Source organism: Armatimonadota bacterium (assembly GCA_017993055.1).
Lineage (GTDB): Bacteria > Armatimonadota > UBA5829 > DTJY01 > DTJY01 > JAGONM01.
In genome coordinates, this window is the sequence record JAGONM010000026.1 from 1 (window position 1) to 26,977 (window position 26,977).

The window sequence follows — 26,977 nt, forward strand, 5'->3', positions numbered from 1 at the left end:
GTCACCGGCGGCATCGGCGTGAACAACATCGGCCTGCTGGTGAGCGTGGCAGGCAAGATCACGCACGACGACACCGGGTTCGCCTATGTTGACGACGGCTCGCTCGTTCAGGACGGCTCCGGCTGGATCGGCGTCCGCGTGGACAAGACCGGCCTGACGGCCGCCTTCACCGAGGGCAAGCAGTGCGTCATAACCGGCGTCAGCTCGATACTGAAGCAGGGCGAAGTCTACATACCCGTCCTGAGGCCGAGAAGCGACGCCGACGCGGTGATATATCCATAGAAACGGGAGTCAATCCGGGCCGCGCATCGGCGCGCGGCCCGCTTTCCGGCAGAGGCGCGGGCGAACCTGACCGGCTCCCTGCTGCCGAAAGGAGAAGTCGAGGCAGATGAGAAGACTCGAAACACTGCTGTGCATCGGCCTGGCATGCCTGTGCGCGTTCGGGGCCGCGGCATCCGCCGACACGGTCGGCCTGCGGTTCTACCAACAGGACCAGTTGAGGATAGTCCAGCGCGAAGTTCCGGCGGGCAAGAACCTCGTCGAGGCCGCAGTGCGCGGGCTCGTCGAAGGGCCTACCGTGGAGGAGAAGGTCCTCGGCTACACCTCGGCGATACCGTCGGGTACGAAGGTCGAGGGCGTGGCGCTGACCTCGGACGGCGTGGAGGTCGGGCTCTCCGCCCAAGTGCTCGCCGGGTTCGACGAGGCCGCGCTCCAGAGCATCTTCGACCAGTTCACCGCCACCCTGGGCGACTTCCCGAAGATCAGGCAGATCAAGCTCACGCGCCAGGGCAAGCCGCTGTCCGACTATCTCGCGCCCGCCCCGGTCGTCGGGGAGGCCGCGCCGCCGCTCGTAGAGGGCGTCTCGACCAGCGGGCTCGCGACCAGGAAGATCGCCATCGGCCCGTCCCACGGGCGCTTCTGGAACGGCTCCGGCTGGTACTGGCAGAGGGGCGACCCGTGCGGGTTCGGCGAGGCCGTGCTGGAGGACACGAACAGCATCCGGCTGATGCAGTTCCTGTACCAGTACCTGACTCAGGACGGCGCGGCCGTATACTCCGCCCGCGAGCTCAACGAGAGCAACTGCTGCAACAGCTACGAGGGCCTGCCCTGGTGGAAGATGGCGTCATACTCCTGGCTGAGAGGCCAGGGATACCCGTGCTCCGTCTGGGCCAGCTCGTCCGGCAACTGCGGCGCCGAGACCGCCGTCGGGCGCAGCAGCGACGACATCCGCGCGAGGCCGCTCTTCGCCGACTACCACGGGACCGACATCTACATCGCCCACCACACCAACGCGGGCGGCGGGGGCACGGCGAACGGGACGGAGACCTTCCGCGACACCCAGATGGTCTATCAGGCGCACGTCGCAAACAGCCTGAACCTGGCCAACAAAGTGCAGAGCAGCGTCGTCAACACGATTCGCTCCACGTTCGACGGCGAGGACATGTGGTCCGACCGAGGCGTGAAGGACTCGGCGGGCGGGTTCGGCGAGATCCGCATACCGAACCGCCCGGCGATCCTGATCGAACTGGCGTTCCACGACGCCTGCTCGAGAGACGCCCAGTACCTGACCGACAACTTCTTCCGATCGCTCACCATGTGGGGCATCTACAAGGGCATCTGCGACTACTTCGGCACTACGCCCACCTGGGACAAGTACTCCCTGGAGTACGTCAGCGACACGCTCCCGGCGGCGATGGAGACCGGGCACTCCTACAACGTGAGCATCACCTTCCGCAACCGGGGCGTGCTCTGGACCGAGGCCCGGCAGATCAGACTGGGGGCCGTCGGGGACTACGATCCGTTCACGCCTCAGACCAGGCAGATCATCAGCGGCGAGGTGCGCCCGGGCCAGACGTACACGTTCAACTTCACGCTCACCGCGCCGAACTCCGGCGGCACGTATACCACCGACTGGCGGATGGTGCGCGACGGCTACCAGTGGTTCGGCCCGACTGTCAGCAAGACCTACGAGGTGGTCGGCCCGCCGGACACCGAGGCCCCCTCCGTGCCGACGGGGCTCTTCGCGGAGTCGGTCGGCCTGAACCAGGTCAACATAAGCTGGAACGCCTCGACGGACAACGTCGGCGTCATCGGCTACAAGCTCTTCAGGGACGGCGTGCAGATAGCCGACCAGCCCGGCCGGACCTTCCAGGACGCGGGCCGCGCGGCTAACACCCAGTACTGCTACACGGTGCTCGCCTACGACGCTGTCAACAACCAGTCCGCCCAGAGCGCGCCGTACTGCGCGATCACGCACCAGGTGGTCTGGCAGGACGGCTTCTATGACCTGAACAACTGGCCCGCCGACAAGGTGGCAAACGGCACCTTCCGCGGCCTGGAGACGTTCGACTGGGACAGCCACGGGACCTACCCCGGCGATGTGTGCGTCGCCACTCTGACCGGGACGACCTCCACCCAGGGGTCGTACGCGTACAGGGCGCTGGCGGAGACTTACGCCGCCGGGTCGTTCGACTGCTTCCTCGCGGACCAGGCGGTCTCGAGCAGCAAGCAGGGCCTCCACATCAGGGGGTTCAACGGATCGAACGAGGCCTACTCGGCCTTCGTGGGGTGCTACCCCGATTCGCCGATGAACGGCGCAAAGTACGCCGCGGGCGTGTTCGACGGCTCCTCGTGGAGCTGGGCGCCGCAGGTCCAGATCCGCGCGATCGGCTGGCTCAACCTCCGCGTCGAGGTGGGGGTGAACGCCGTCAGGGCCTACTACAACGGCAGCCTGATCGGCACCCTGCCGAAACCCGCCGCCGCGGACACCTTCGGGCTGACCCGCGTGAACCTCGGCCACCCGTACAACGTGAACACCGAGGGGTACTTCGACGACGCGCAGTTCACCGCGCCGCCGCCCGTCGCGCCCCTCCCGCTGGCCGCGACGCCTCTCAGCACGGAGAGCATCCGGTGGAACTACGCCGACCGCTCGCCGATCGAGACGGGCTACCTGCTGCTCGACGGGTCTCAGGCGCAGAAGGGTTCCGCCGGGAAGAACTCGTCCTCCATAGCGGAGTCCGGCCTCGCCGCGAACACCCAGTACTCCCGCCTGCTCCGGGGCAGGAACGGCACGGTCCTCGGGCCGCTCTCGGCGGGGTTCTCGGCATACACGCTCTCCGTCGCGCCGACGAGCGCGAACGTCACCTGCGACAGGTCGCCCGGCACGCCCTACGCGACTCCCGAGTTCGTCTTCACGGCGGTCGGAGGGTTCGGCGCGGGGAAGGTGCAGTACTACCGGTACGCATGGGACCAGAGCCCGACCCACTCGTGGACAGGCTCCGAGGCCCAGTGGAGCGCCGGCACGCTCGACCTCTCCGCCGCCTCGCCGGGCGACTGGTACCTGCACGTGAAGGGCTTCAACGGCGACGGCGTGGAGAACGGCGCGCTGACCCTCGGGCCGTACCAGTACGAGGCGGCAACCTCGACGATCGCCGAGATCAAGGCCCTGCCGGACGGCTCATCGGCCGCGGTAGCGGGGAAGGTCGTGACGGCGAACTTCGGCTCGTTCTTCTACATCGAGGAGCCTGACGGCAGCTCGGGCATCAGGGTGAACGCGGGCGGGCCCGCTACCGGCGCGCTGGCGTCGGTCTCCGGCACGATTCAGACCGTCGGCGGCGAGCGCGTGATAGCGAGCGCCTCGGTCGGCTCGTCCGGCACCGGAGCGATCCCGGCGGCCGCCCTGCTGAAGAACCTGTCGCTCGGCGGAGGAAGCCTGAACGCATACACCCCGGGCGTGATGGACGGCCTCGGGGCGAACAACCTCGGTCTCTTCGTGTCGGTCGCCGGCAGGGTGACGCACGTCGGGGCGGGGTTCTGCTACGTGGACGACGGCTCGATGCAGGCGCAGGACGGTTCGGGGTACCCGGGCGTCCGCGTGGATACGTCCTCGATAACCGCGCCCGCGATGGGGACTTACGCGGTGATCGAGGGCATCAGCTCGACGTACGCGATCGGCTCGGAGAACGTCCGGATGCTCCGCGCGACGGGGAAGGTGAGCTACACGCTGCCCTGAATGGAGTGAACTCCCTCTCCCTCGAAGGGAGAGGGTCGGGGTGAGGGCGACCTTGCCCCCCGGTATTCGGCGAGGGGCGGTCCCGCACGGGGCCGCCCTTTTTTCGCGCCCGGGAACGAGTACGAGTAGGAGTACGAGTACGAGCAGGGAGGCCAAAGGAAAGCCCCAGCCGGCAAAGGAGGAAACAGCTGGGGCTCAGACGGAAGGAGGTCGGATTGCAGGGACAGGGTAGATGATTGCTGGTACAGACTGCCATTGTCCCCGGGTATGGTGGTAATCCGACTGCGCGCTATTCGCTTTTCCACTTATTCAGACGCTGAATCGCGCCGAAAGGTTCCCGTTTGCGACCCGGAAGTTGAGGGTGTTTCTCGCAGATAAGCTCCACGGACGCCCGCGCCCGAACGCCCGCCGCGGGTTGCGCGTTCGAGGGATCGTGGTACAATGGTCGAGGGACGCCCGCTTGAGGGCCGCGGCCCTCATTGGCACGATTCTTGCACTGATGCACTATGGGAGTGTGAGTCCGCATGTATACCCGAAGGGCGGTCCGCGCCTTGTTCACGGCACTCGCGGCGGCGCTGTGCCTCGCCTCGCTCGCCTCGGCCGACCGCATCGTCCAGAGCGACGACTTCGACGACGGGGACCTGACCGCCGGTCCGAGATGGACGTACGTCAAGCCCGGGTCCGCCGCCGTCAGCGGCGAGCAGAAGACCTCCGGCTCGTACAGCCTGAAGGTCGCGTCGAACAACGAGCTCGGCGCGGTACACACTTGCTCCGGCGTGAGGAGCGCCGACCAGCCGTTCACCAGCACGTTCAACCTTTACGTCGAGTCCATGGGTGACGAGGCGATCCCGTGGTCGGTCCAGAACGCGGACGCGGGTATCGCGGCGATCATCTTCATCCTGCCGGGCGGCCTTGTCCAGTTGTACGTTCCCGGCTCCGGTTCCGGCGTGACGGTCAACCTGGCCCGGCATATCTCTTACGGCGCGTGGCACTCGTTCCGAGTCACCTACGACGGCCTCACGACGAACCTCTACCTCGACGGCAGCGCCGTACCCGACGCAAGCATCTCCCTCACTTACATGCGCGAGCCGTCGTACGTGTGCGTCGGCAACTTCGTCATGGCTCACACGAGCACGTTCTACGTGGACGACCTGGTCTTCACCAGGCCCGGAGACGTCGCGCCCGCGAAGATATACGTCCAGGTCTGCTCGGACACCTCGACCGGAGGGATCAACACCGCCGCCGAGCACATTGACTTTCCCGAGCTGGACACCACATACACGACCCCGGAAGGCCAGGCGGCGCGCGTCATGTCGGAGTCCTACCGCGACGCCCACCGCGACAGCCTCGGGAATACGATCAAGTTCACATGGTACATGCAGATGGGTTCGGTCTACTCCGCCGGGACCGACACCGGCCCGCTGCTTCCGTTTGAGCTGATGGAAGACTACCACGGCGGCTCGATCGAGCGCTGGGGCGACGAGATGGCCTATCACTACCACACATGGTTCTGGAGCGACCCGAACGGCGACGGCCTCTGGTACTGGAACCAGGCCCCGGACTTCAGTTACTGCAGGCCGGATTTCGACCGCACCATGGCGCACATGCTGCTCGACCGGGGGTTCTACCCGTCTTCTTTCCGGAGCGGCTGGCACTACATGGACGACGGGTGGCAGAGCTACCTGGACGAGCTTATCCCCTACCGCTTCGAGAACGACTGGCCGGCCTACCGCACCACCACCGAGGAGCCGCTCGGCAACCTCTACGACTGGCGGCGCGCCCCGTCCGCCTGGGTGCCCTGGCATCCCGACCCGAACGACTACCAGTCACCCGGCGCGCTCAGGGGCTGGGAATCGAGGAGCAAGTACATCGCCGGCGCGACGACAGCGATCCTCACCGAAGCATTCTACAAGGCGCTCGACGGCGAGGCGCAGCTCCTCACGCTCTTCTCCCACCTGAAAGAGGCGGACTTCCCCGAGCAGGTGGACGCGCTGCACATCCGCCTGAGCGACCTGCACGCGAGCCTGCCGCTGGTGGATTTCGAGTACCTCACAGGCCGGGAGTGCATGCTGAAGTGGCGGAACGGCTCGGACGTCACCCCGCCGAACATCCAGGTCGAGACCGAGGACGCGGGTGGAATGCGCACGGCGACCATCACCTTCGACGAGCAGATCTACCAGCTCAGGCCGTTCGCCGCTCGCTCCGACGCCCAGGGGAACTACGAACTCATGGCCTGCGCCCTCGTCGGCCCGAACCGGTGGCGTGTCTCGTACGACGTCGCCGATACGGTGCAGGCGGCCGTCGGCGTGACCGACTGGTTCGGCAACCCGGCGGTGAGATTCCTGCCGACGCCGCTCCGGATCACGGACGCCGCCGCATCGAACGTCATCACGACGGGCGCCGAGGTCCGCTGGAAGACGAACCGGCCGGCCGACACCCGCGTCGAGTATGAGAACGTATCGTCGCCGGGAGCAGCGTCCGCGCTCTTCGAGGCGGAGCGGAAGCTTGCGCACCGGGTGACTCTTGCCGGCCTGCTCCCCGGGCAGGTGTACAGAGTCCGGCTCTCCGCGCAGGACGAGAACGGCGGCGAGGCGGAATCCGAGGAACTCTACATACTGACTCCGGTGCTCGACGCCTTCATCATAGACAACCTCGACCCGGGGTTCAGCGTCGAGGGCGCCTGGTCAACCGGAAGCGTGACCCCGGGGGCCTACGGCCCGGACTACCGCTACGCGAGCGCGAGCCCCTCAGGAACGTCCCGGGCGTACTGGACGTGGACCGCCCCCGCGGACGGCATCTACGACGTGCAGGCCAGATGGTCCGCCGGCGCGAACCGCTCTACGGCCGCGCGGTACTCAGTGATCATCGGCGGGAACGAGTACAACCGCACGGTTGACCAGCAGGTGAACGGCGCCACGTGGAATGTTCTCGGCACGAACAGCCTTTCGCAGGGCGACACCGTGACCGTGAGGCTGACGAACGCGGCGGACTCGGGGTTCGTGGTCATTGCCGACTCCGTCAGATTCGAGCCCGCCTACACGCCGGTCGAGAACATCGGGATCGCGAGGCTTCTCTCCGACGGCGAGAGCGTCCTCGTCACCGGCGCGGTGACCGGCGTCTTCGGCTCGCGGTTCTATGTCGAGGCGCTCGACCGGTCGTCCGCGGTCGAGGTGCAGGGATTGGGCGTCTCCGTTGGCGACGTCGTCGAAGTCGGGGGGACGCTCTCGACCGCCGCCGGCGAGCGCATGCTGATCGGCCGACACATCAAACCGACCGGCGAGACCGCCCACCTTCGCCCCCTCGGAGTCGCCGGGAGGAGCCTGAACGACTGCGCTTCGGGAATACTCGTGAGAATCTGGGGCCGGGTGACCTCGGTGGGAAGCGGCTTCTTCTACGTGGATGACGGATCGGGGCTGACGGACTGCGCGGGCGGGATCGGGCTGAGGGTGGACTCCTCGCGCCTGACTTCGCCTCCCGCGCCGGATGACCTCGCGGTCGCGACCGGCGTCCTATCGACGGAAACCCACGACTGCGGTGAGGTACGCGTGCTTCGACCCCGCGCGGACGACGATCTTCGCGCTTATCCCGGATACTAAGGTTCCGGCGGGCGCATCGCCGCGCACCCCCCGGCAAGAAACTGTGAAAACTTTGTGAACAATGCACTTTCGGGGGAACTTTCCTCGCCCCCGCGTCGTATCATAAGTAGGAAAAGCACTCATTCTGATGTGCAGAATGCTCCTTTCCAATACCTCCTTGCCCAGGCCGGGCGGAGGGCGGATTCAAGGTCCCGACCGACTTCCGCCCGGCGCATCTGGAGCCTCACCGAAAGGTGAGGCTCTTTTTTTGCGCTCTGCGTAGACCCACCCCTCCCCCTTGCCCCCTCCCTCTCAGGGGAGGGGGGTTCCGTGCGCCGGACGGAAACCTCCCCCGGCGCCCACTCCGCTGTCCCCCTTATCAAGGGGGACCGGCCTCCGGGCCGAGGGGGTTCGGCTTCCCACGGCCTTCCTGAACCTCCCCCAGCCCCTCCTTGATAAGGAGGGGAGCTAGAACCGCTGTCCCCCTTGTCAAGGGGGACCGGCCTCCGGGCCGAGGGGGTTCGGCTTCTGTTCTTGCGCCTACTCGATCCCGCCCGCGAAAACCCGTATTTCACACAGTTGGCGGCGCGGGCCGGCCGTGCTACCATGTACACAGAAACGGTAAGCCGTTTCCGGCGGCGAGGCCGCCCGCGAGCACCGCAAAGAATGTGACGAATTGTTGTTCGGAAAGGGAACTTTGGACCCGGATACTTCGTCACATAAGTGATTGTGAGCATTGCTCGCAGTGCTCACGATGCCTGAGACGGGAAGCGATTCATATGGCTTAGGCCAACGGGGGGTTGGATCGCTCTCGTCTCACGCTCGCAAAACTGAATAAAGTCCTAGCGTAAACGCAGAGGACCGGCCGAGGCAGCCGGTCTCCTGCGTTTTTGTGCTGATTTGTGGGAGGCGCGTCTCCGCAGGCTGGGTCGGCCTCTCGATATGCCACCAGAGTGGCTACTCGAGGAGAACGGTTGGGCTGTCTGCCAGGCTTCCCGGCCCCAGCCCCGTCTAGTCTCGAGTAGCCCTCAGGGCATATCGAGAGACGGCCAGATCTGGCATCGCCACCCGCTGAACCCGAGCGCACCCCGGCATAGGCAGGTACGGCCCTCCGCGCCGTCGAAACTGATAGAAAGGAGGGCTACCGACATGAAACGACTTGCGCTGACACTCACCTTCGTGATGCTCGCGGTCTGCTCCGTCGCGATCGCCGGCAAGCACGTCCCGCCGTGGTTCAAGCCGCTCTTCAACGGCAAGGACCTGACCGGCTGGAAGCACGACGCCGAGGTCGAGAAGCACTGGAAGGTCGTAGACGGCGTCATCACCTACGACGGCAAGGGCGACTCCCTGCGGACCGAGAAGGACTACCGCAACTTCATCCTGATGGTTGACTGGAAGATAGACAAGGGCGGCGACAGCGGCATCTATCTCCGAGGCCAGCCGCAGGTCCAGATCTGGGACAACCCGATCGGCTCAGGCGGGCTCTACAACGACAACAATCAGCCGCGCCGGAACGTGGACAGGCCGGTCGGCGAGTGGAACAGCTTCGTCATCATCATGCGTAACGGCTACGTCACCGTCATCGAGAACGGCGTCCAGGTGGTGGACCGCGTGAAGATGAACAGCATCAACGGCCTGCCTGAGACGGGGACGATCGAGCTTCAGCATCACAACAGTCCGCTCTGGTTCAAGGACATCTACATCCGCGAGCTGCCGGACTGATCGCCAGACTCAGGCACGATGTCATTCTGAGCCCTGTTCGGGCAGGAGTTGTACTCCTGCCCGCAGGACTAGGGAGGGAGTTGAACTCCCGCAGGCGGTGATCCGGGCAGGAGTACAACTCCTGCCCGAACGATGGAGTACTTTACCACCCACCCACCCAGTGAGATTGAGCCAATGACCTACAGGCCCTCGGCGCGAATCAAACGGCTGCGGGAGAGGATGCTCGCCCAGCCGGAGGAGCTGTTTCACGGGCGCGCATACTGCCCCTACTACTACCTCGAGGGCTGGATGGCGCACGAGGGCGAGCCCCTGCCGACCCGGAACGCCTACGCGCTCGCGAACATCATCGAGCGGATGCCGGCCCGCATCACCGACGGGGAGCTGATCGCCGGCGAGCACGGCAACCCCTGCTATCTGATCCCCTTCGTTCCCGAGATCCCGAGCGAGTGGACGCAGGACATCGCGTCGCATCTTACCGACGAGGAACGGGAGCGCTTCCTCTCATGGACCGAGCAACTGCCTCCCAGGTGGCAGGCGGAACCGACTCCGCCGGAGATCACGCTCGCGCAGGAGCACGGCGTCATATCGGTCTGGGGCACGGACCTGAACCACAGCATCCGGGACTACGAGAAGGTCCTCCGGCTCGGGTTCTCAGGCATACGGGCGGAGGTCGAGGCCCACCCCCACCCCGGTCCCAACCACCTCGCCTGGCTCAGGATATGCGACGCGGCGACGACTCTCGGGACGCGCCATGCCGAGGAAGCCCGCCGCCTCGGATTGGATGAGATCGCCGAGGTGTGCGAGCGCGTCCCTGCCGAGCCCGCCCGGACGTTCCGGGAGGCCGTGCAAGCCCTCTGGTTCGCGCACATGATCACTTGCTGGGAGGACGGGATCAACGCGAACGGCATCGGCCGGATAGACCAGTTCCTCCGGCCGTACCTCGAGCGCGACCTTGCGGAGGGGCGGCTCGACATGGACGAGGCCGCCGAACTGCTCGCCGCCCTGTGGGTGAAGCTCTACCAGGCATACGACGTCCAGCAGATGATGATCGGCGGGCAGAAGGCCGACGGGAGCGACGCCGTCAACCCGCTGAGCTACCTCGCGCTCGACGTGACCGAGGGGCTCGGCTTCGTGAGGTGCCTCTCCGCGCGCCTGCATCGGGGCAGCCCGAGAGAGTTCGTCGAGAGGTGCGTGGACCTGGTGGCGCAGGGCGGCGGCATCCCGTTCTTCTTCAACGACGAGGCGCTCATCCCCGCGCTCGTGTCGAAGGGGATTCCGATCGAGGACGCGCGCGACTACGCGGCGATCGGCTGCATCGAGATCACGATCCCCGGCAAGGCGAGTCCACACGCCGTCAGCCACTGGATCAACCTGGCGAAGTGCCTCGAACTCGCGCTCAATGATGGGCGCGATCTGCTGAACGACGCTCAGGTTGGGCCGAAGACCGGTTCGCTGGCCGACTTCGATTCGATGGACGACGTGCTCGCGGCCTACTCGAAGCAGCTCGACTACTTCGCGGAATGGTCGGTCCACGGCTCGAACGCCGCCGAGCTTGCTCACAGGGACCAGTACCGGCTGCCCTATCTCTCCCTGCTCACCGACGACTGCGTCTCGGACGGCCTCGACATCATCGAGGGAGGCGCGCGGTACAACTACCACTCCAGCGCGGCGATGGGCATCCCGAACGCCGCCGACAGCCTGGCCGCCCTCCGAACCGCTGTCTTCGAGGACGGAACCGTCAGCCGCGAGGAGATGCTCCGGGCGCTCCGAACCAACTTCGAGGGGCTCGAGGACCTGCGCCTCTACCTGAAGAACCGCATCCCGAAGTACGGGAACGACGAGCCTCTGCCCGACGGGTACGCGGCGGAACTGGCGAGGCAGTACTGCGAGGTCCTCGGCCGGTACCGGACACCGAGCGGCGGGGGCTACCACGTCCACCTCTTCACGTTCACGCTGATGCTTCCGATGGGGCAGGCGACCGGCGCATCGCCCGACGGCCGGCTGGCGGGCGAGCCGCTCGCGTACAGCGTATCCCCGGTCCAGGGGCGCGATCTCGAGGGTCTGACGGCGGTGATCAACTCGCTCAGCCGGATACCGCACCATCTGGTGGCGGCGAGCAGCTCGGCGATCCTGGAGGCGCACCCGAGCCTGCTGGAGGGGTCCGGGAAGCAGGCGTTCACCGACCTGCTGATCGCGTCGGTCAACCTCGGGGTCGGGCAGTTGCAGTTCAACGTCGTGAGCGCCGAATCACTCCGCGCCGCCCAGGAGGACCCCGAGCGCTACGGGAGCCTCTGCGTGAGGGTCTCGGGGTTCAGCCAGCAGTTCTGCCTCCTCGACCGCGCCATGCAGGACCACATCATCGCCCGCACCAAGCACCGGAAGTGAACCGCCGAGATGCCAAGAATGCAGAAAACCTGGTAGAATTGCCGGGATTGGCACGATTCTTGCAGATAGGAGTAGATGCAAGGCTAGTCTCTTAGAGGCAGAGCACCACTTCACCTGCCCCAACGAACCGATAGGAGGATGGGAATATGAAGTGCCTGCGTACTATCGTAGTTGTCTGCGCTCTACTCTATCCGTGTATGACCGCACACGCCGCCGTTCGCTACAGCATCACCGATCTGGGTAGCTTCGGAGGTGAGTTGACCCTGGTCAATGGGATTAACGACAACGGCTGGGTGGTTGGCAGCTCTGATAACTTGAGTGGCGAGCCCCAGGCATTCCTATGGAGACCTGGAATAGGGATGACCAACCTCGGTACGTTTGGTGGCAGATTCTCATATGCGTATGACGTCAACAACAGCAATGTGGTGAGTGGGAGTGCGTCGCCCTCATGGGGCGCGGGTGGTGCCTTCGTTTGGTCGTCAACCACCGGAATGGTTGCCTTGCCAAGCCCTCCAGGCTATCAGCTTAGCACTGCGGCTCGTGCTATAAATGAGTTGGGGCAGATCGCGGGCTATGGTGGACCTCAGTTCGATCCCATAGTGTGGACATCCTCGGGCGACGCTCACTTCCTCCATAGGTTCGGCCCGTACGTAGAGGGGGGCGCATATGATATCAACGACAGCGGGGTCGCGGTGGGTTCATGTGTAGATTTCTCGGAATCGGGTGGGGGCCGCCGATATGCTGCGCGTTGGAACTCGTCCTCATATGACGGAGGGTTCATCAGTGTTGATGCGTGCGCCTACGCCGTGAACAATCTGAATGAGATAGTGGGTCAGCGCCGCGGCGTTCCCGTCCTATGGGGAGACTTCTATCCGCCCGTTGTTGTTCTCGGCACTCTGGGTGGCGGCACGGGCGCTGCCTACGATATCAATGACCACTCACAGGTGGTAGGGCGTGCTGCGAACGCCGCTAATCTCTCCAGGGGCTTCCTGTGGGACCGTACGAATGGCATGGTTGATCTCAATGATCTGGTTGACACATCCCTAGGTTGGAATCTGTCCACCGCATCAGCAATCAACAACAACGGCTGGATAGCCGGCAGCGGCACGGTCAACGGGGAGACGCACGGATTCCTCCTGACCCCTGTCCCCGAGCCGGGGGGACTGCTGGCTCTGGGAAGCGGACTGGTCGGACTCCTCGTATTCCGCCGGCGGAATCACTGAGACGCTGAGGTACGGAATTGCTGAACAGAGAAGGCCGTTTCGGAGATCACCGAAGCGGCCTTCTCTATTGTCCATAGTTCTCACCCTCGCCCCAACCCTCTCCCTTCAAGGGAGAGGGAGTCATGTCAGTACGACACGATCTTCGGCGGGTGGCTACCCTCGAGGCAGGCGGCGATCAGCTCATCCACCGGGCAGGTCGCGAGGCCGATGACGGTATCCGCCGCTCCGTAGTAGACCTTCAGCTCGCCGTCCGGTTCGAGGATCGCTCCGTTCGAGAACACCACGTTCGGCACCTCGCCGCAGCGCTCGTAGTACTCCCTCGGCGTCAGGATGAACTCCGGACACTGGCCGATCACCTGAGTCGGGTCCTCCAGGTCGAGCAGCACCACGCCGAGCCGGTAGACCACATTGCACGCGAACCACACGCCGTGGATGATCTGCAGCCAGCCCTTGTCGGTCCGGATCGGCGTCGGGCCGATGCCCCACTTCTCGCGCATCCAGGTCTCGATCTGCAGGTTGATCGGCTGCCAGTCGCCCCAGTGGACGAGGTCCGGCGAGTAGGCGATGAACGTCACCGCGTCGTTCCCGCTCATCGGGCGTTCGAGGCGCGCGTACCGGCCCTTGATCTTCTCCGGGAAGAGCGCGCAGTTGCGGCTCCACGGCTGAGTGATATGCGGCATGCGCTCGAACGTCACGAAATCGGTCGTGCGCGTGAGGCCGATGCGGACGGTCTCCTGCATCGTCTGGGCGCAGTAGGCGATGTAGTACGCGCCCTCCAGGAAGGTCACGCGCGGGTCGTATCGGTGCTTCTCCCAGACCAACTGCTCGGGCGTGCCGGGGATCTCGATCGGCTCGGGGTTGACGGTGAAGTGGATGCCGTCGCCGCTCATGGCGACGTGCAGGTGGTTGTCGCGGCGGCCGTCCTCGACCCGGGGGATGAGGACGTACTTGTCGCCGAACTTCGTCGCCCCGCAGTTGTAGATGGCGTTGATGTGGTACGGCAGATCCTTGTACGTCAGGATCGGATTGCCGGGGTATCGCTTCAGAAGCTCCTCTTTCATACTCGTACTCCTACTCGTACTCGTGCTCGTGCTCGAAGGCCGTGCGTTGTCAACGCATGATGAACGGAGAAAAGGATGGGTTGGTCGCACGCTGAGACGCTATCCGTTCATCGGTTTCCATATCCGTTGACCGGCTCATTGTAGTCACGGGGAAGAGGCAACGTCAAGTTCGAGGACGAGCACGATTCGCGAGTAGGAGTACGATTACGAGTAGGAGCGCGATTACAAGTAGGAGTGCGAGGAGGTCGGAGATAGAAAGCGCCGGGACGGTCTCGCCCCGGCGCTCGAAATCACCACACCCGATTCACCCGCCGAACGTCAGTCCTTCCTTGCGAGGAACATCTGTGTCACGTAGTACCTGCCGTCCTCGGTGATGTACTCCCCGACGCCGATGCGCTCGTACCGATCCTCCAGGATGTTCGCCCGGTGGCCTTCGCTGTTCATCAGCGCCTTGTGGCCGCGCTCCACGTCAACTATCGAGCAGTAGAAGAGGTTCTCCCCGACAAGCGCCCATGACGGCCTCGACGCCATCGCCAGGTAGCGGTCGAGCGGCGACTTCAGCCCCTTGGTGGGGGAGGTGTGCGAGAAGTACTCCATGTCGCCCATCTCCCTGCTGTGCGCCCGCGCGACTTTCACCAGCATCGGGTCGGCGGTCAGTCGGTTCAGGCCGCGCTCCTCGCGCTCCATGTTCACGAACGCGACGAACTCCCGTTCCCGGGCCGTCATCGCGGAGGCGGTAGGCCTCGCCGGAGCGTATCCGGCCTCGATCGGCATGCGCGCGCTTGCGGGCATCGCCATCGCCGAGGGCGCGACGGCCATGTCCGGAGTGACGTTCGCGGGCGGAGCCGGTGACAGGCTGCTCGCGGTCATCAACAGGCCAAAGAACAAGGACAGACTTCCCATTATGGACTACCTCCTGCGCCGGAGTGATCGCTCCCCACGTTTGCTTACCATTGGATTATGCCTCGAACCAGCAGGTCAGCTAGCTGGGAATAGTACCTGTTTTCGCTTCAAGGGATTCGCTTCCCGTGCGGAGAACATGGGTGTGAACGAGAGCGATGCTGACGGAGTAGAGCCATGAATATGAGTCCTCTGATCACCCTGGCGCTGGTAGCCCTGTGCGCGAGCGCCTCGTGTGCGGCGGTGCTCCCGCTCGACAGGCCCGGGATGGGCGTCCGGGTCGAGGCCGGGAAGTACGTCGTCCGCGGCAAGACCATCGAAGTCCGGGCGGCCGTCGAACTGGCGGTCGAGCCCGCGAGCCGAGTCGCAGCCACCAACGAGCCGCACGTCCTCGGCGACGAGCCGCCCGCCACCTGGCACCTGGGCACCGCGCTCAAGCACACGCTCGGCCCGGTGGACAAGGGCACGCGCATGCCCTTCGCCCTTGACCCCGACTCGGTGCGCGTCCACGCGGACGGCAAGGTCTACCGCGAGGGGACCGACTACTTCCTCGACCGGGACTGGGGCGGGATGAGCAGGCTCCCTGACGGCTCGATCGCGGCAGGGCAGAAGGTCATGGTGGACTATGCCGCCTACCTCGAGCGCGTGGACGTCGTCCAGGTCTCGAAGGAAGGCGCGGTCTCCGTCAAGACCGGGAAGCCCGTCCCGGTGTGCGCCCGCGCGCCGAGGCCGGACCCGGGATGCGCCGCGCTGGCGAACGTCTACGTCCCCTACCGCACGGCGAAGATCGAGGCGGGCAACATCTACCCGATGCCCGAGAAGGACCTCACATGGCGGAGCTTCGTCAAGGCGAGCGGGCGGGAGCACCTCGCCAACACACTCGGCCTGCTGAAGGCGGGGAGGCGGGTGACCGTCGTCTGCTGGGGCGACAGCGTCACGGCGGGCGGATCGGCCAGCTCGCCCGAGAAGACCTACGTCGAGCTGTTCCGCACGCGCCTGAAGAAGGCCTGGCCTAACGCAGAGATCAACCTGATCAACGCGGGCATCGGCGGATCGAGCACCGACTCCCGACGCGCGGGCTTCGAGAAGGAAGTGCTCGACCTGAACCCGGACCTCATCACGGTCGAGTTCGTCAACGACCTGGGCCTGCCCGCCGAACGGATCGCCGCCAACTACGCGGAGTTCATCGGCAGGGCGCGCGCCAGGAACCCGAAGGTCGAGTTCATCGTCATCACGCCGGCGAGCATCCTGCCGGCATGGATGGGCAACTTCCCGGTCTTCATCCCGGCGGTGCGGAAGGCGGCGGCCGACAACAAGGTCGCGCTGGCGGATGCGTCCAACATCTGGGAGAACCTGCGGACGGTCGGAATCCCGTACATGACGCTGAACGCCAACGCCATCAACCACCCGGACGACCTGGGCCACGAGTTCTTCGCGGCGTGCCTGATGCGCCTTATGTCGCGGTAGGGAGAAGACTCGAAGCACGAAACTCGAAATTCGAAACAATACCGAATGACCAAAAAAGGCAAACCGGAAAACGGGGACTCCCCTCCGGCATTTGCCTTCTTCCCCTTTGTGATTTGTTTCGTGCTTCGTGCTTCGAATTTCGAATTTGCCTTGCCTTTTCGTGCTTCGAATTTCGATTTTTCCGAAGGAGTAATCATGTCCAGGATCAAGCTCGGAGTCATCACCGGCCTGAGGGGCGGGCCGGACGAGTCGTTCGCGAAGGTGCGGGAGACCGGCCTTCCCACCTGCCAGGTCTCGGTGTGGGACCCGGGGTTCTACACCGACGAGAACATCCGCGCGCTGACGGATGCGTCCGCCAAGCATGGGGTCGAGATCACCTCGATCTGGACCGGCTGTCCCGGCCCTGCGGTCTGGAACTTCACGGAAGGCCCCTCGACCATCGGCCTCGTCCCGCCGGAGCACCGGGAGATGCGCGTGGACGCCCTGAAGAAGGGCGCGGAGTTCGCCGCCAGGTGCGGGGTCGCCTCGATAACGACGCACGCCGGTTTCATCCCGGAGAACCCGAACGACCCCCTCTACGCGGGCACCGTCGAGGCGCTGGCGGCCGTCGCTGGGCGGTGCCGGGAACTCGGCATCCTGTTCTGCTTCGAGACGGGCCAGGAGACGCCGATCACCCTGCTCCGGGTGATGACCGACGTCGGCACGGGCAACCTCGGGGTCAACCTCGACCCGGCGAACCTGCTGATGTACGGCAAGGCGAACCCGGTGGACGCGCTCGACATCCTCGGGCCATACGTCAAGGGCGTCCACGCGAAGGACGGCGAGTACCCGACCGAGCCGGGCAAGCTCGGAGTCGAGAAGGCGCTCGGCGAGGGGCGGGTCAACTTCCCGGTTCTGATACCCAGGCTGAAGTCGTTCGGATTCACGGGCGCGCTGACCATCGAGCGGGAGATCAGCGGTCCCCAGCAGGTCGCGGACATCAAGCGCGCGATGGAGATCCTCGAGCCGCTCTGCTGACGCCGGGCTCTAACGAGGGGCGCGCGATTGTGGCATAATGTAATATGTAGCGAAACTCCTCACCGCGGAAGAAGGACCGAGTGGAAGCACTGCGCATCGAGGGTCCGGAGCCTCAGTCTCGCCTTATCAACAGCCTCGCCGACGCGCTCGCCCGGGATGAGCGAATCCAGGCATGCTGGCTGAGAGGCTCGTTCGCGAGGGGCGCGAGCGACCGATACTCCGACATTGATTTCGCCGTCGCCGTGGACGACGAGGAGTTCCACCACGGCTTCCAGAGCGCGAAGCAGATCGCGTCCGAGGCCGGCGAGTGCGTCATCGCCTGGGACAGCCCGAAGGACGTGAACGGCGCTGGGTTCACCGCTTTCTACGCCGACTGCAACTTCCTGGACGTGAAGGTCTACCGCTCGTCCCGCGTATCCAGCCTGCCCGCCTCCGACCCCGTGCTCCCGATCTTCGACCGCCGAGGCCTGCTCGATCAGCCGAGGACGGTCGGCCAGCCTGAGGACAGCCTCGCGCCCCCTGTCGGCGACACCGTGCAGTGGAAGATGACCTTCTTCTGGATATGCGTCTACTCCGCGGTCAGGTTCATCAAGCGCGAGGAGTTCTGGTACGCGGCGGGGATGATCAACGCGGTCAGGGGCACGCTCGCGCAGGCGTTCTGGCTGTGGAACCACCCCGACGACGTGACGGACATGTCGTTCCTGGTGTGGGGAGTGGTGCGCCGGGATCTCGACCCCGCGCTGATCGCCGAGCTGAACGCGACCGTCCCCGATTCCGAGCGGCGGGAGATGGCGGGCGTCCTCGGCGGGCTGATCGAGATGATGGAGCGGCACGGGAAGCGGATCGCGTCCGACACCGGGGCGGAGTACCCGGGCGCGCTGGCGCACGTCGTTTCGGGCTACTACCGGGCGGAGTGCGGCGCCTGACCGACGCGTAAGCTCCCCTCCTTATCAAGGAGGGGCTGGGGGAGGTTCCGGGAAGGCCCCCCGGGGAAACAGAACCCCCTCGGCCCGGAGGCCGGTCCCCCTTGATAAGGGGGACAGCACGTGAAGCTCCCCTCCTTATCAAGGAGGGGCTGGGGGAGGTTCCGCGGGAAGCCCCCGGGAAGCAGAACCCCCTCGGCCCGGAGGCCGGTCCCCCTTGATAAGGGGGACAGCATAGTCGCAAGGGAGACAGCGAGCCGTCATCCTGAACTTGATTCAGGATCCACCGTTCTGCATGGATGCTGAACCAAGTTCGGCATGACGGCATGAGGCATCTCGTCCCGCCTCAGTACCTCCCGTGCTTCTCGATCAGCTCCATCGCGTAGCGGTAGTTCTCCCACGAGACCGTCGGCGGGACGGAGTGGTCCGAGTGGAAGATGTACCCCCCGCCCTTCATCGCGACAGGGAGCTTGCCGCCGATCTCCTCCTCGATGTCCGCCTTCGTGCCGGAGAGCTTGCGGACGTCAATGTTGCCGAAGAAGGTGATCTGTTTCCCGAACCGCTCCTTGAGCGCGCGCACGTCCTGGCCGCACTTCGCCTCGAGCGGCTGGATCGCGGCGAACCCGGCCTCGATGAACTTCGGGATCAGCGACTCGATCTTCCCGCAGGAGTGGAGGATCACCGGCTTGCCGAGATCGTTGAAGAAGTCGCACATCCGCTTGTGCGCGGGCCACAGGAGTTCCTCGTAGCACGCAGGCGAGAACAGCGTCGAGTTCCGGTACCCGAGGTCGCCGTAGAACCACGCCCCGTCGAAATCAACGCCGACGTCGAGGTACTTCTGCGCCATCCCGACGATGAGGTCGGTGTACGTCTCGAAGACGTCCCTCGCCACCTCCGGCTCGTCCATCAAAAGGGTGAAGATGTTCACCTGCCCGAAGACCGGCCACGCGCACTCGTATGCCTCGGTGGCGGTGAAGTGCAGGAACTTCCCGGTCTTGCGCGCCTCGTCGTACGACTCCTTGAGGTTCTCGGGCATGCGGGAGTCGTCCGCGGTCAGGCGGTCCTTGTACTCGAACCAGTCCTTGCCGGTGTTGATCGTGTGGCTGATCCAGTGGGGGGTGTGGCCCGACTCGCGCTTCACGTCCTTGCGGGTGACGCCGTTGGCGTCCTTCTGGACGACATACTCGTCGGTGTCCTCGTAGACCTCCACGGGGAGCATGAGGCTGTTGTTGTGCCCCCAGATGCCGGCGAAGTCGAAGCCGAACATCTCGCCGACGTCCCGGCCCTCCTCGAGGCCCTCGGTCTTCCATCGGGCGACGGTCTCGCTCCAGATCGCGTCCGCGCGGCCGATCCGGTCCGGGATGCCGCCGGTAAGTGTTGTCAGGATGCGCTCGCGTGAGGTCATTTTGTCTCCTGTCAGACGTGGGAGGCGACTCCAGTAGGCGACAGGTGGGTCAGCCTCTCGTTATGCCGCCGGAGCGGCTACTCGAGAAGATCGGGTTGCTTCCCCGGGAACGAAACCGTCCAGTCTCGAGTAGGTTTCGCTGGAAACCATATCGAGAGACGGCCTTGCTCCGCAACGGATCGTCGTTGCCCGATCACTACTGCTTCACCGCCCGGCTCACGTTCGCCAGGATCTGCACGTCGCCCGTGCTGCGGTTCTCGATCTTCACCGGGCCGGCCATCATCGTGTTCCCCATGACGACCGCCGTCTTGACGCCCGGGCCGAGCGTGACGTGGTTCGTGCCGTGCGAGAACCGGCAGTTCTGAACGGTCAGATCGCCCCCGACGCCCTCGACCGCATAGAGACCCGCGTCCCAGTTGACGAAGTTGCACTGGACAAAGCTCGCCGATCCGCCCGCGACCCTGGCGACTCTCTTCGACGGGCCCCAGAACGCGCAGTTCGAGAACTGGACGACGCCGGTATGGCTCTTCGCCACCTCGATCTCGGTCTCAGCGCCCGTGCCGCCGACGAACTCGCCGTTGGTGAAGAGCAGGCCGGGCTCCTGGGTCTGCTCGACCAGGATCGCGGTCTGCGCCCAGTCTATCCCGTTGCCGAGGAAGTTGCCGTTGCACGCGCCGTCCTTATTGGCGAAGAAGCGCATCCCGATCTTGCAGCCGTAGGAGAAGGTGTTGAAGACGTACTCCCAGTCGGACCGGGCGAACTCGAAGGCGGTGGTGTTCTCGAAGAGGTACTTGATGATGTCCGGCCAGGACGGCATGCCCTCGGCGTCGGACCTCAGCCAGTAGTGCGGGTTGAAGTGGACGTTCTCGATCCGGCCGATGTCGGTGCACTTGTCCACGAAGACCCCGATCTTGAGCGGGCAGCCGAAGACGTTGCGGACGTAGTGCAGCTCGTTACCGTGCGTGCCGAAGTCAATGCCCTTGTACGGGTTCACCAAGGTGCAGTCCTGGATGGAGCAGTGCATCCCGCTGCCCTGGATCGTCCACGGATAGGCGATAGTGCCGGGGACTCGCTGCTCTGGGTAGAAGATGGTGAGCCCCTTGACGCCGCTGCTCGGGGTGAGGCTGATGAGCGCCGGATCGGTCTCCTTGCCCTTCCCGGCATACGCGAGGATGACGGTGCCCTTTATGAGCTGAGCGTGGTGGGGGGCCTTCCACTCGCCCTCGAGGGTCACGCCCTCCGGTACGGTGATCGGCTTGTCGAGGCGGTACCTGCCGGTCGGGAGCTTGACCGTCCCGCCGCCGGACGCCGCGCATTGGTCGAGCGCCGCCTGCACCGCCGCCGAGTCGTCCGCCTTCCCGTCGCCCTTCGTGTTCAGGACGTCCGCCCCGCACGAACCCAGAATCAGAACCGCCGCCAGCCCGCATATCCAGTGTATAGTCATGCCTTCCTCCTCCGAGAGTTCCTACTCGTACTCATACTCGTAATCGTACTCGATCTGCCTACGGTATCTTCGACTTCCGCTTGATGATCGGCCACTCTTCCCGAGAGACCCGTGCGACGTGCCCGTCAAGGAAGAGGACAGCCCTGGACCCGTCTTCCCTTTCAGTCCCTTCATGGAATACCGCCATGTCCTGCGGGAACTGGATATGGGCCACCTTGTGCAGGGAGAGTATGGTGTTCACCGGATAGAGGTCACCGGTCCGAGGATCGGTGAATATGTCCATGCTCGGGGCGCCCGGTCGAATCTGGCTGGCATAGGGATGCAGCAGCCCCCTTACTTGTTCGGGGTTCTTCATCGGGGGAAGCTTCTCGCCCCAGGCCTGTATATACATGCTAAGCGCCTGACCCATCACGTGCAGGTTTTGGAGCGACTGGTCGACTCCCTCACTTGGAGCATTCTCGTCATACTCGTCCGCACCGAAGAGCGCCTTGCTCTCGGCGATCTCCTCATCGAGGCTAAACGCCCGAATATCCCTCATGGCGCCGACCGCGCGAAGGTTGAGGAGCGATGGAGTAAGCTCGGTTTCCGTGGTCAGCACCGGAGGGTCCGAGTCATCACTGTACTGCATCGTCCTGGCGATGTCAGATATGCGCGGCTTCTGTTGGTAAGCGAGCAGATAGGTTTCGCCCCCTACCTGGTAGGTCGTGCCCCTGGTGTAGTAGATTGTCAGCGGGGTCGGGGTCATCTCCCTGGCTGCCATGATGGTCAGGTAGTCGGCGAACACTGAGCCGCTCTCGGCGACGTTGAAGCGCCTCCACCCGCTGTCCAGATCACCGAGCTTGATAGTGAGTGGAGCCAGTCGTCCGGAGAGAAGCTCCTCCAAGCTGGTATCCGCAATCGCCATGGACTGCAGAATGACAAGGAGAAGGGTTGCAGGAATCGAAACTGCGGTGACACGTCTCATAGCTGCACCTCCCAACGAATCTTGACTGCTTGTTCGCTGGGGAGGTGGGCTAGTCCTGCAAGGAGGATGGAGGTCAGCTGTCAGGGGTCGTCCGAGGTGTGAGAAGCGTCCGACCGATCCGACGCCGGAGCCCCAACACCAGACACCCAACACCCAACACCACGAAAGCCGACGGCTCCGGGACCATCGTCCCGCCGACGCGGACGCCGAGCTGGGCGATCTCGTGCCAGGTCCGGCCGTCGTCGCCCGACGCGAGGGCCGTGTTCCCCCGATACGCATAGGCCGCCGCGCCCATGAACTCCGAGTCGCCGGGGGCGATCGCGAGGTAGTAGGTAGTCCGGGCCTCGAGCGCGATCGGCTTGACCGTCCAGTAGGCGAACATCAGCGCCGGGCCGTAGATCGGGTCCACCCGCCAGGATGCGAGCGCGGTCTTCTCGATCTCGCGGTAGTCGCGCGCGAGGGTCACCCTCATCCCCGCGCCGTTCGGGTCCATCCCGCTCGCGACCGCCGCGCCGATCTGCTCGATCACCGCCGCCCGGGGCACGCTGAACGGCTGGGCGACGACGTCCGTCACCATCCCCTTCCCGATCCCGATGCCGAGGTTGTAGATCGGGTATCCGTCGTAGAGCCACTCCGCGCGGGCGTGCCCGGCGCAGACCAGCATGAGCATGCATACCGTGAGAGTTCGCATCGCCTGTCCCCCGTAAGTCGTCAGTGCATGATTCGTGCCATATCGCGCGTTTGCCGCGAATACCCGCTCCCCGCGCGAACCTGGTAAGAATACCGGTTTTCGCGCTCGAGTCATTGACCTGCGGGTAACGGGGGAGTAAACTGGTAACAAGCAATGGTGCTCCACCCGATCCGACAGCCCTGAGCGCCCGGAGCGAAGCGGAGAGCGTATCGAAGGGCCCGGGAGAGCAGAACCCCCTCGGCCCGGAGGCCGGTCCCCCTTGGTAAGGGGGACAGCGAATCCGCTCCCCTCCCTATCGAGGAGGGGCTGGGGGCGGTTCCCGAGGGCGGCCGGTGCGGCGCGCCCGGAACACGGCACCATCGTAACGAGTCTATCAAACCAGGAGGTGGTTCAAATGCAGCAAAGCAAGGCAAATCGTCTCTTGCGCGGCCTGCTGCCGATCATCGCAGTCATTCTACTTCTTATTCCCATCCTCGCCTGCGCCGTCCACCGGGCCAGGGAGGCGTCCGAGCAGCAGACGTGCGCGGAGAACCTCAAGCGCCTTGGGGTCGCGTGCGAGATGTACCAGGCCGACTGGGACGACGTCCTCGTCCCCTACGGCGCGCCGTTCGCCTGGACTCCGTGCGGCATGTGGCCCATTCTCCTTGACGCGTACATCAGGAAGATTCCAGGAAGCATCCCGTACGGTGACGTGCCGCCCGAGTACCGGTGCCCCAGCCGGCCCGATACGAAGGCGTGGGCGTACGAGCGCGACTACGGGATGAACCAGAAGTGCGGTGGCTGGATGGCCGTGAATCCCACCCCGTCTCAGATCGTGGTCGTGCCAGTGGCGAAGGTCAGGTATCCATCGCAGACGATCCGAATCGCCGACGTAGAATGGGGCGCCGTGGGCGGAAGCTGGTTCGCCGCGACGCCTGTTGAGTATATCGCCGGTGACCCGGACTGCAAGCGCTTCCCGGAGTGGCACAGCGACAAGGGAAACGTGCTCTGGATTGACGGGCACGTATCGGCGATGACGCGCGACCAGTACAACATGCGGGACGACGGCCCGTACAGCGGCCAGATATGGCTCCGGTTCGAAGGCCCGAAGCCGGCTCTGCCGGCGGACTGACGGAAAGGAGGGCCCAAATGAAGCACGTGCGTTTGTGCCTTACCATTGCATTTATTCTTTCATTCATCTGCGGCGCGGGTTACGCTCAATACGACCTCGGCCAGCCGGTTCGCCTGGACACGCGACCGGTCACGGCGGGCTCGACCGGGTGGTTCCAGTCGAACCCGGCGATCGCAAGCTCCGGGACCATCTACCTGGCCGTCTGGGTGGATATGCGGGATGCCGGGCGTCCGTCGGACCTCTATGCCGCCCGCATCGCCGACGACGGGACCGTCCTCGACCCGCTGGGTATCAGGCTCACCACGAACGCCTCCGTCGCCGGCAGGCCCGACGTCTGCTGGAACGGCGAGAGCTTCTTCATAGTCTACGCGGGCAACTCAGGGGTCGTGGGGACGCGCATTCTGAGCCTCAGGGTCTCGCCCAACGGAGCGGTGTTGGATCAGCAGCCCGTGGTTGTCTGTGACAGCGGCCAGCCGCGCAATCCGCGGACGGCGTGGAACGGTACGCATCACACGGTAGCGTGGATAGGCGACACTGAGAGCCCCGCGAGTTACGGCGGGGTATTCAGCCGAACGGTCAGTCTCGGCGGAACCGTCTCCGGGACCGTCAACACCGTTTGCGCCGGGGCCGTGACGAGCGATCTGGGCGCGAGCAACGTGGCGATCGCGTCGGCCTTCTACGGACCGACCCTGGTGGTATGGGCGGACGAACGGAATTCGGCCGACACCTCGACCGATCTCTACGGGCGAATCGTAGGCGCAGACTCCGACTTCCCGATCTCCACGGACGCCGGAGCGCAGGATCAACCGCACGCATGTTACACGAGCGAGCAGTTCATGGTGGTTTGGACGAGCAGGCAGCAGTCCTACAGCTTCATAATGGCCAGGCGCGTCACGACAAGGGGCACACTGCCCGATCCGTTCAGTACCATCATCAGCGCCGCCACTGAGCGGCAGTTCGATCCGCAGGTCGCGGCGGAGGGCAACAGCCAGCGGGGGCTGGTCACGTGGACGCGGAAGGCCGGTCTCGGGCAGCTCGACATCTACGCCGGACGCGTCGGGTTCGACGGCGCGGCGCTCGACGGGGCCGGTTTCCCGGTCTGCGCGGAGAGCGATCGGCAGATCAGGCCGTGCGTCGGGTCTGCCGCCGCCGGCTACCTTGTCTGCTGGATGGATTCGAGGAACGACGCGGGTCCCACGGTGCCGGGCTTCGGCTTCCAGGTCCGGGGCAGGCGGGTCGAATCCACCGGAACCCCCGCCGGAAGCGAGTTCCCGCTGACGCGCTCGGCTCCCCAGCACAAGGCGTCGTGCTCGGCCTACAGCGGACGGGAGTTCCTAGTCTGCTGGGAGGAGTGGACCGATGCGGGCCGGACACTCTACGGCGAGGTGCTGAACGCCTATGCCGGTTCGCCCGTCACCGCCCCGACGCCCTTCGCGATCGCTCAGGTCGCGGTCGAGCACCCATATCCGGCGGCGGCCTGGAACGGCGAGAACTTCGTCGTCATTTGGCTCGACGGCGGTGAGTTGTCGCCCGGAGTCGTCGGCCCGAACAAGGTGATGGCCGCGCGCATATCCCGCGCCGGCACGGTCCTCGATCCCGCGGGCATCGTGGTTTATGACGGCGGCGCGACCTCGATCCGCGTCAGGCCCGCGGTTGCGTCGGACGGCAATCGCTGTCTCGTCGCGTTTCGACCCGGGAATTGGTTCTATGGGTACGTGGGTGACGTCAACGGGGTACTGCTCTCCCGCGACGGCGCACTCTCCCCCGCCGTCCTCGTGGGCACGTCGAGGAGCCGCTCCGTCCACGAAGGACTCGCCGCCTGCTGGACCGGCCAGCGCTACATCGTTGCCTGGAAGCGGGCCCTGGACATCAGGAATCCTCCACCGTACACTCTCGGCGGTATAGACTATGCCACCGTAACCGCCGACGGAGTGCCTTCTGGGGTCCGCAGCATCACCGACGAGACGTGCCCGGACTACTTCAAGCTCGCCTGCAGCGGCGGGAATGTGCTCCTGGCAGCCTACGGACCGGAGATCGTCACCCGGAGGTTTTCTCTGACCGGCAATCTGCTGGATACGACGCCTCTGATCATCCCGCAGTCCGCCGGTGCCGACTCCGTGAACGTCGCGTGGAACGGCGCGGACTACATCATTACATGGCTGTCCGGCAAAGAGAACGCCGCGAGCGCTCAGCCCTGGCAGGACGACATGGTGGCCGCGCGGGTCAACTACTTCAACCAGCTCGTAGATACCGTGCCCATCTCGGTAACGGATACTCCCTTGTCGGAACTCGGCGGCTCGATGTGCGCCGGACCTCCGGGCCGCGTCTTCCTCGCGTATTCGAACTCGGACGGCCCGCCGTACCGGTCCACGCGGGCGAAGGGGCTCTTCCTCGACGCCTGGTTGACGGTGAGCAGCATCGGGCAGATCGGCCGGCTCTACGAAGGCGCCCGCGTCAACGTTCCCGGCGAGGTGGTGACCGCACTGTTCCCAATGTACTTCCGTGATACCGACGGCCACTCCCGTATATACGACCGCTTCTATATTCAGGAAGGCCGCTCGTTCGGCATAGGGGTCAAGTCTCCCCGCAGCGAAGGTTCGCCGGTTGCCGGCAACGCGGTCTCGTTCAGCGGCAGGCTGAAAAAGATCAACGGCGAGGCCACGATAGAATCATCCGATGTCAACGTCATCAGCACATCGAATCCCTTGCCGGCCCCGATCGGCATGACCTGCCGCAATCTCGGCGGCGTCGGTCCGACCTCGGCGTTCACCAGCGTTGACGGCGCGCTCGGTCTCTACAACGTCGGCCTGCTCGTGAAGACCTGGGGCAGGGTGACGAGCGTCGAAGGCGATACCTTCTACCTCGACGACGGCTTGAACGTGCCCATAGATCAATGGCGAGTCGGCGTGAAGGTCTACGGGACGGCCCCGCCTTCGCCCTATGCCGAGGTGACCGGGATATCGGGGTCCGAGACCTTTGGCGACAAGATCATCCGGGTCATCCGCGCGACCGACGTGCGGGGGATCAGTGACCCGCCGCTCCGGTGATGCGCGACTCACGGCGTCACCCTGAACTCG

General features: G+C 65.0%; 17 protein-coding genes. 11 read left to right on the forward strand and 6 right to left on the reverse strand.

Annotation, left to right across the window (positions count from 1 at the left end; all coding sequences use genetic code 11):
- The 6 genes from KBC96_10580 to KBC96_10605 form a co-directional block, all read left to right on the forward strand.
- On the forward strand, nt 1–282 hold a 282-nt coding region (locus tag KBC96_10580; GenBank protein ID MBP6964838.1), incomplete at its 5' end, for a hypothetical protein.
- A gap of 106 nt (nt 283–388) precedes the next feature.
- Nucleotides 389–4,012 (forward strand): N-acetylmuramoyl-L-alanine amidase, encoded by a 3,624-nt coding sequence (locus KBC96_10585; GenBank protein ID MBP6964839.1) that lies wholly within the window; start codon nt 389–391, stop codon nt 4,010–4,012.
- 524 nt (nt 4,013–4,536) lie between these two features.
- Nucleotides 4,537–7,608: a hypothetical protein gene (locus KBC96_10590; GenBank protein ID MBP6964840.1), complete on the forward strand. Its 3,072-nt coding sequence runs from the start codon at nt 4,537–4,539 to the stop codon at nt 7,606–7,608.
- Between the two features lie 1,128 nt (nt 7,609–8,736).
- Nucleotides 8,737–9,309 (forward strand): DUF1080 domain-containing protein, encoded by a 573-nt coding sequence (locus KBC96_10595; GenBank protein MBP6964841.1) that lies wholly within the window; start codon nt 8,737–8,739, stop codon nt 9,307–9,309.
- 174 nt (nt 9,310–9,483) lie between these two features.
- Nucleotides 9,484–11,694, forward strand: coding sequence for a hypothetical protein (locus tag KBC96_10600; GenBank protein MBP6964842.1), 2,211 nt, complete (start codon nt 9,484–9,486; stop codon nt 11,692–11,694).
- Between the two features lie 146 nt (nt 11,695–11,840).
- Nucleotides 11,841–12,917 (forward strand): PEP-CTERM sorting domain-containing protein, encoded by a 1,077-nt coding sequence (locus tag KBC96_10605; protein MBP6964843.1) that lies wholly within the window; start codon nt 11,841–11,843, stop codon nt 12,915–12,917.
- A 125-nt stretch (nt 12,918–13,042) separates the two neighbouring features.
- Here KBC96_10605 and KBC96_10610 read toward each other — a convergent pair whose 3' ends face one another.
- Nucleotides 13,043–13,978 carry a glycoside hydrolase family 130 protein gene (locus KBC96_10610; protein ID MBP6964844.1) on the reverse strand — a complete coding sequence of 312 codons (936 nt, stop codon included), beginning with the start codon at nt 13,976–13,978 and terminating at the stop codon, nt 13,043–13,045.
- Between the two features lie 318 nt (nt 13,979–14,296).
- Nucleotides 14,297–14,881, reverse strand: a complete 585-nt coding sequence (locus KBC96_10615) for a hypothetical protein (GenBank protein MBP6964845.1) — start codon at nt 14,879–14,881, stop codon at nt 14,297–14,299.
- A 174-nt stretch (nt 14,882–15,055) separates the two neighbouring features.
- On the opposite strand from KBC96_10615, the gene KBC96_10620 reads away from it, so the two are divergent.
- The 3 genes from KBC96_10620 to KBC96_10630 all read left to right on the forward strand — a co-directional run bounded on the left by KBC96_10620 (nt 15,056) and on the right by KBC96_10630 (nt 18,288).
- Nucleotides 15,056–16,345 (forward strand): hypothetical protein, encoded by a 1,290-nt coding sequence (locus KBC96_10620; protein MBP6964846.1) that lies wholly within the window; start codon nt 15,056–15,058, stop codon nt 16,343–16,345.
- Between the two features lie 204 nt (nt 16,346–16,549).
- Nucleotides 16,550–17,362, forward strand: coding sequence for a sugar phosphate isomerase/epimerase (locus KBC96_10625; protein ID MBP6964847.1), 813 nt, complete (start codon nt 16,550–16,552; stop codon nt 17,360–17,362).
- 80 nt (nt 17,363–17,442) lie between these two features.
- Complete coding sequence (locus KBC96_10630) at nt 17,443–18,288, forward strand: aminoglycoside 6-adenylyltransferase (GenBank protein ID MBP6964848.1); 846 nt, start codon at nt 17,443–17,445, stop codon at nt 18,286–18,288.
- Nucleotides 18,289–18,631: 343 nt separating this feature from the next.
- Here KBC96_10630 and KBC96_10635 read toward each other — a convergent pair whose 3' ends face one another.
- The 4 genes from KBC96_10635 to KBC96_10650 all read right to left on the reverse strand — a co-directional run bounded on the left by KBC96_10635 (nt 18,632) and on the right by KBC96_10650 (nt 22,789).
- A complete protein-coding gene (locus tag KBC96_10635) occupies nt 18,632–19,690 on the reverse strand; it encodes a hypothetical protein (GenBank protein ID MBP6964849.1) in 1,059 nt (352 codons plus the stop codon).
- A 196-nt stretch (nt 19,691–19,886) separates the two neighbouring features.
- Nucleotides 19,887–21,134 (reverse strand): hypothetical protein, encoded by a 1,248-nt coding sequence (locus tag KBC96_10640; GenBank protein MBP6964850.1) that lies wholly within the window; start codon nt 21,132–21,134, stop codon nt 19,887–19,889.
- 58 nt (nt 21,135–21,192) lie between these two features.
- Nucleotides 21,193–22,098: a hypothetical protein gene (locus KBC96_10645; GenBank protein ID MBP6964851.1), complete on the reverse strand. Its 906-nt coding sequence runs from the start codon at nt 22,096–22,098 to the stop codon at nt 21,193–21,195.
- Between the two features lie 73 nt (nt 22,099–22,171).
- On the reverse strand, nt 22,172–22,789 hold the full coding sequence (locus KBC96_10650; protein MBP6964852.1) for a PEP-CTERM sorting domain-containing protein: 618 nt from the start codon (nt 22,787–22,789) through the stop codon (nt 22,172–22,174).
- Nucleotides 22,790–23,183: 394 nt separating this feature from the next.
- On the opposite strand from KBC96_10650, the gene KBC96_10655 reads away from it, so the two are divergent.
- Together KBC96_10655 and KBC96_10660 are read left to right on the forward strand one after the other, a co-directional pair.
- The gene (locus tag KBC96_10655) at nt 23,184–23,900 is read left to right on the forward strand and encodes a hypothetical protein (GenBank protein MBP6964853.1); all 717 of its coding nucleotides are present in this window, start codon (nt 23,184–23,186) and stop codon (nt 23,898–23,900) included.
- 17 nt (nt 23,901–23,917) lie between these two features.
- Complete coding sequence (locus KBC96_10660; GenBank protein MBP6964854.1) at nt 23,918–26,947, forward strand: hypothetical protein; 3,030 nt, start codon at nt 23,918–23,920, stop codon at nt 26,945–26,947.
- Nucleotides 26,948–26,977: the final 30 nt, after the last annotated feature.

Coding starts and splice junctions, on each gene's coding strand:
- KBC96_10585 (MBP6964839.1), top strand. CDS start 389: ATGAGAAGACTCGAAACACTGCTGTGCATCGGCCTGGCATGCCTGTGC.
- KBC96_10590 (MBP6964840.1), top strand. CDS start 4,537: ATGTATACCCGAAGGGCGGTCCGCGCCTTGTTCACGGCACTCGCGGCG.
- KBC96_10595 (MBP6964841.1), top strand. CDS start 8,737: ATGAAACGACTTGCGCTGACACTCACCTTCGTGATGCTCGCGGTCTGC.
- KBC96_10600 (MBP6964842.1), top strand. CDS start 9,484: ATGACCTACAGGCCCTCGGCGCGAATCAAACGGCTGCGGGAGAGGATG.
- KBC96_10605 (MBP6964843.1), top strand. CDS start 11,841: ATGAAGTGCCTGCGTACTATCGTAGTTGTCTGCGCTCTACTCTATCCG.
- KBC96_10610 (MBP6964844.1), bottom strand. CDS start 13,978: ATGAAAGAGGAGCTTCTGAAGCGATACCCCGGCAATCCGATCCTGACG.
- KBC96_10615 (MBP6964845.1), bottom strand. CDS start 14,881: ATGGGAAGTCTGTCCTTGTTCTTTGGCCTGTTGATGACCGCGAGCAGC.
- KBC96_10620 (MBP6964846.1), top strand. CDS start 15,056: ATGAATATGAGTCCTCTGATCACCCTGGCGCTGGTAGCCCTGTGCGCG.
- KBC96_10635 (MBP6964849.1), bottom strand. CDS start 19,690: ATGACCTCACGCGAGCGCATCCTGACAACACTTACCGGCGGCATCCCG.
- KBC96_10640 (MBP6964850.1), bottom strand. CDS start 21,134: ATGACTATACACTGGATATGCGGGCTGGCGGCGGTTCTGATTCTGGGT.
- KBC96_10645 (MBP6964851.1), bottom strand. CDS start 22,098: ATGAGACGTGTCACCGCAGTTTCGATTCCTGCAACCCTTCTCCTTGTC.
- KBC96_10650 (MBP6964852.1), bottom strand. CDS start 22,789: ATGCGAACTCTCACGGTATGCATGCTCATGCTGGTCTGCGCCGGGCAC.
- KBC96_10655 (MBP6964853.1), top strand. CDS start 23,184: ATGCAGCAAAGCAAGGCAAATCGTCTCTTGCGCGGCCTGCTGCCGATC.
- KBC96_10660 (MBP6964854.1), top strand. CDS start 23,918: ATGAAGCACGTGCGTTTGTGCCTTACCATTGCATTTATTCTTTCATTC.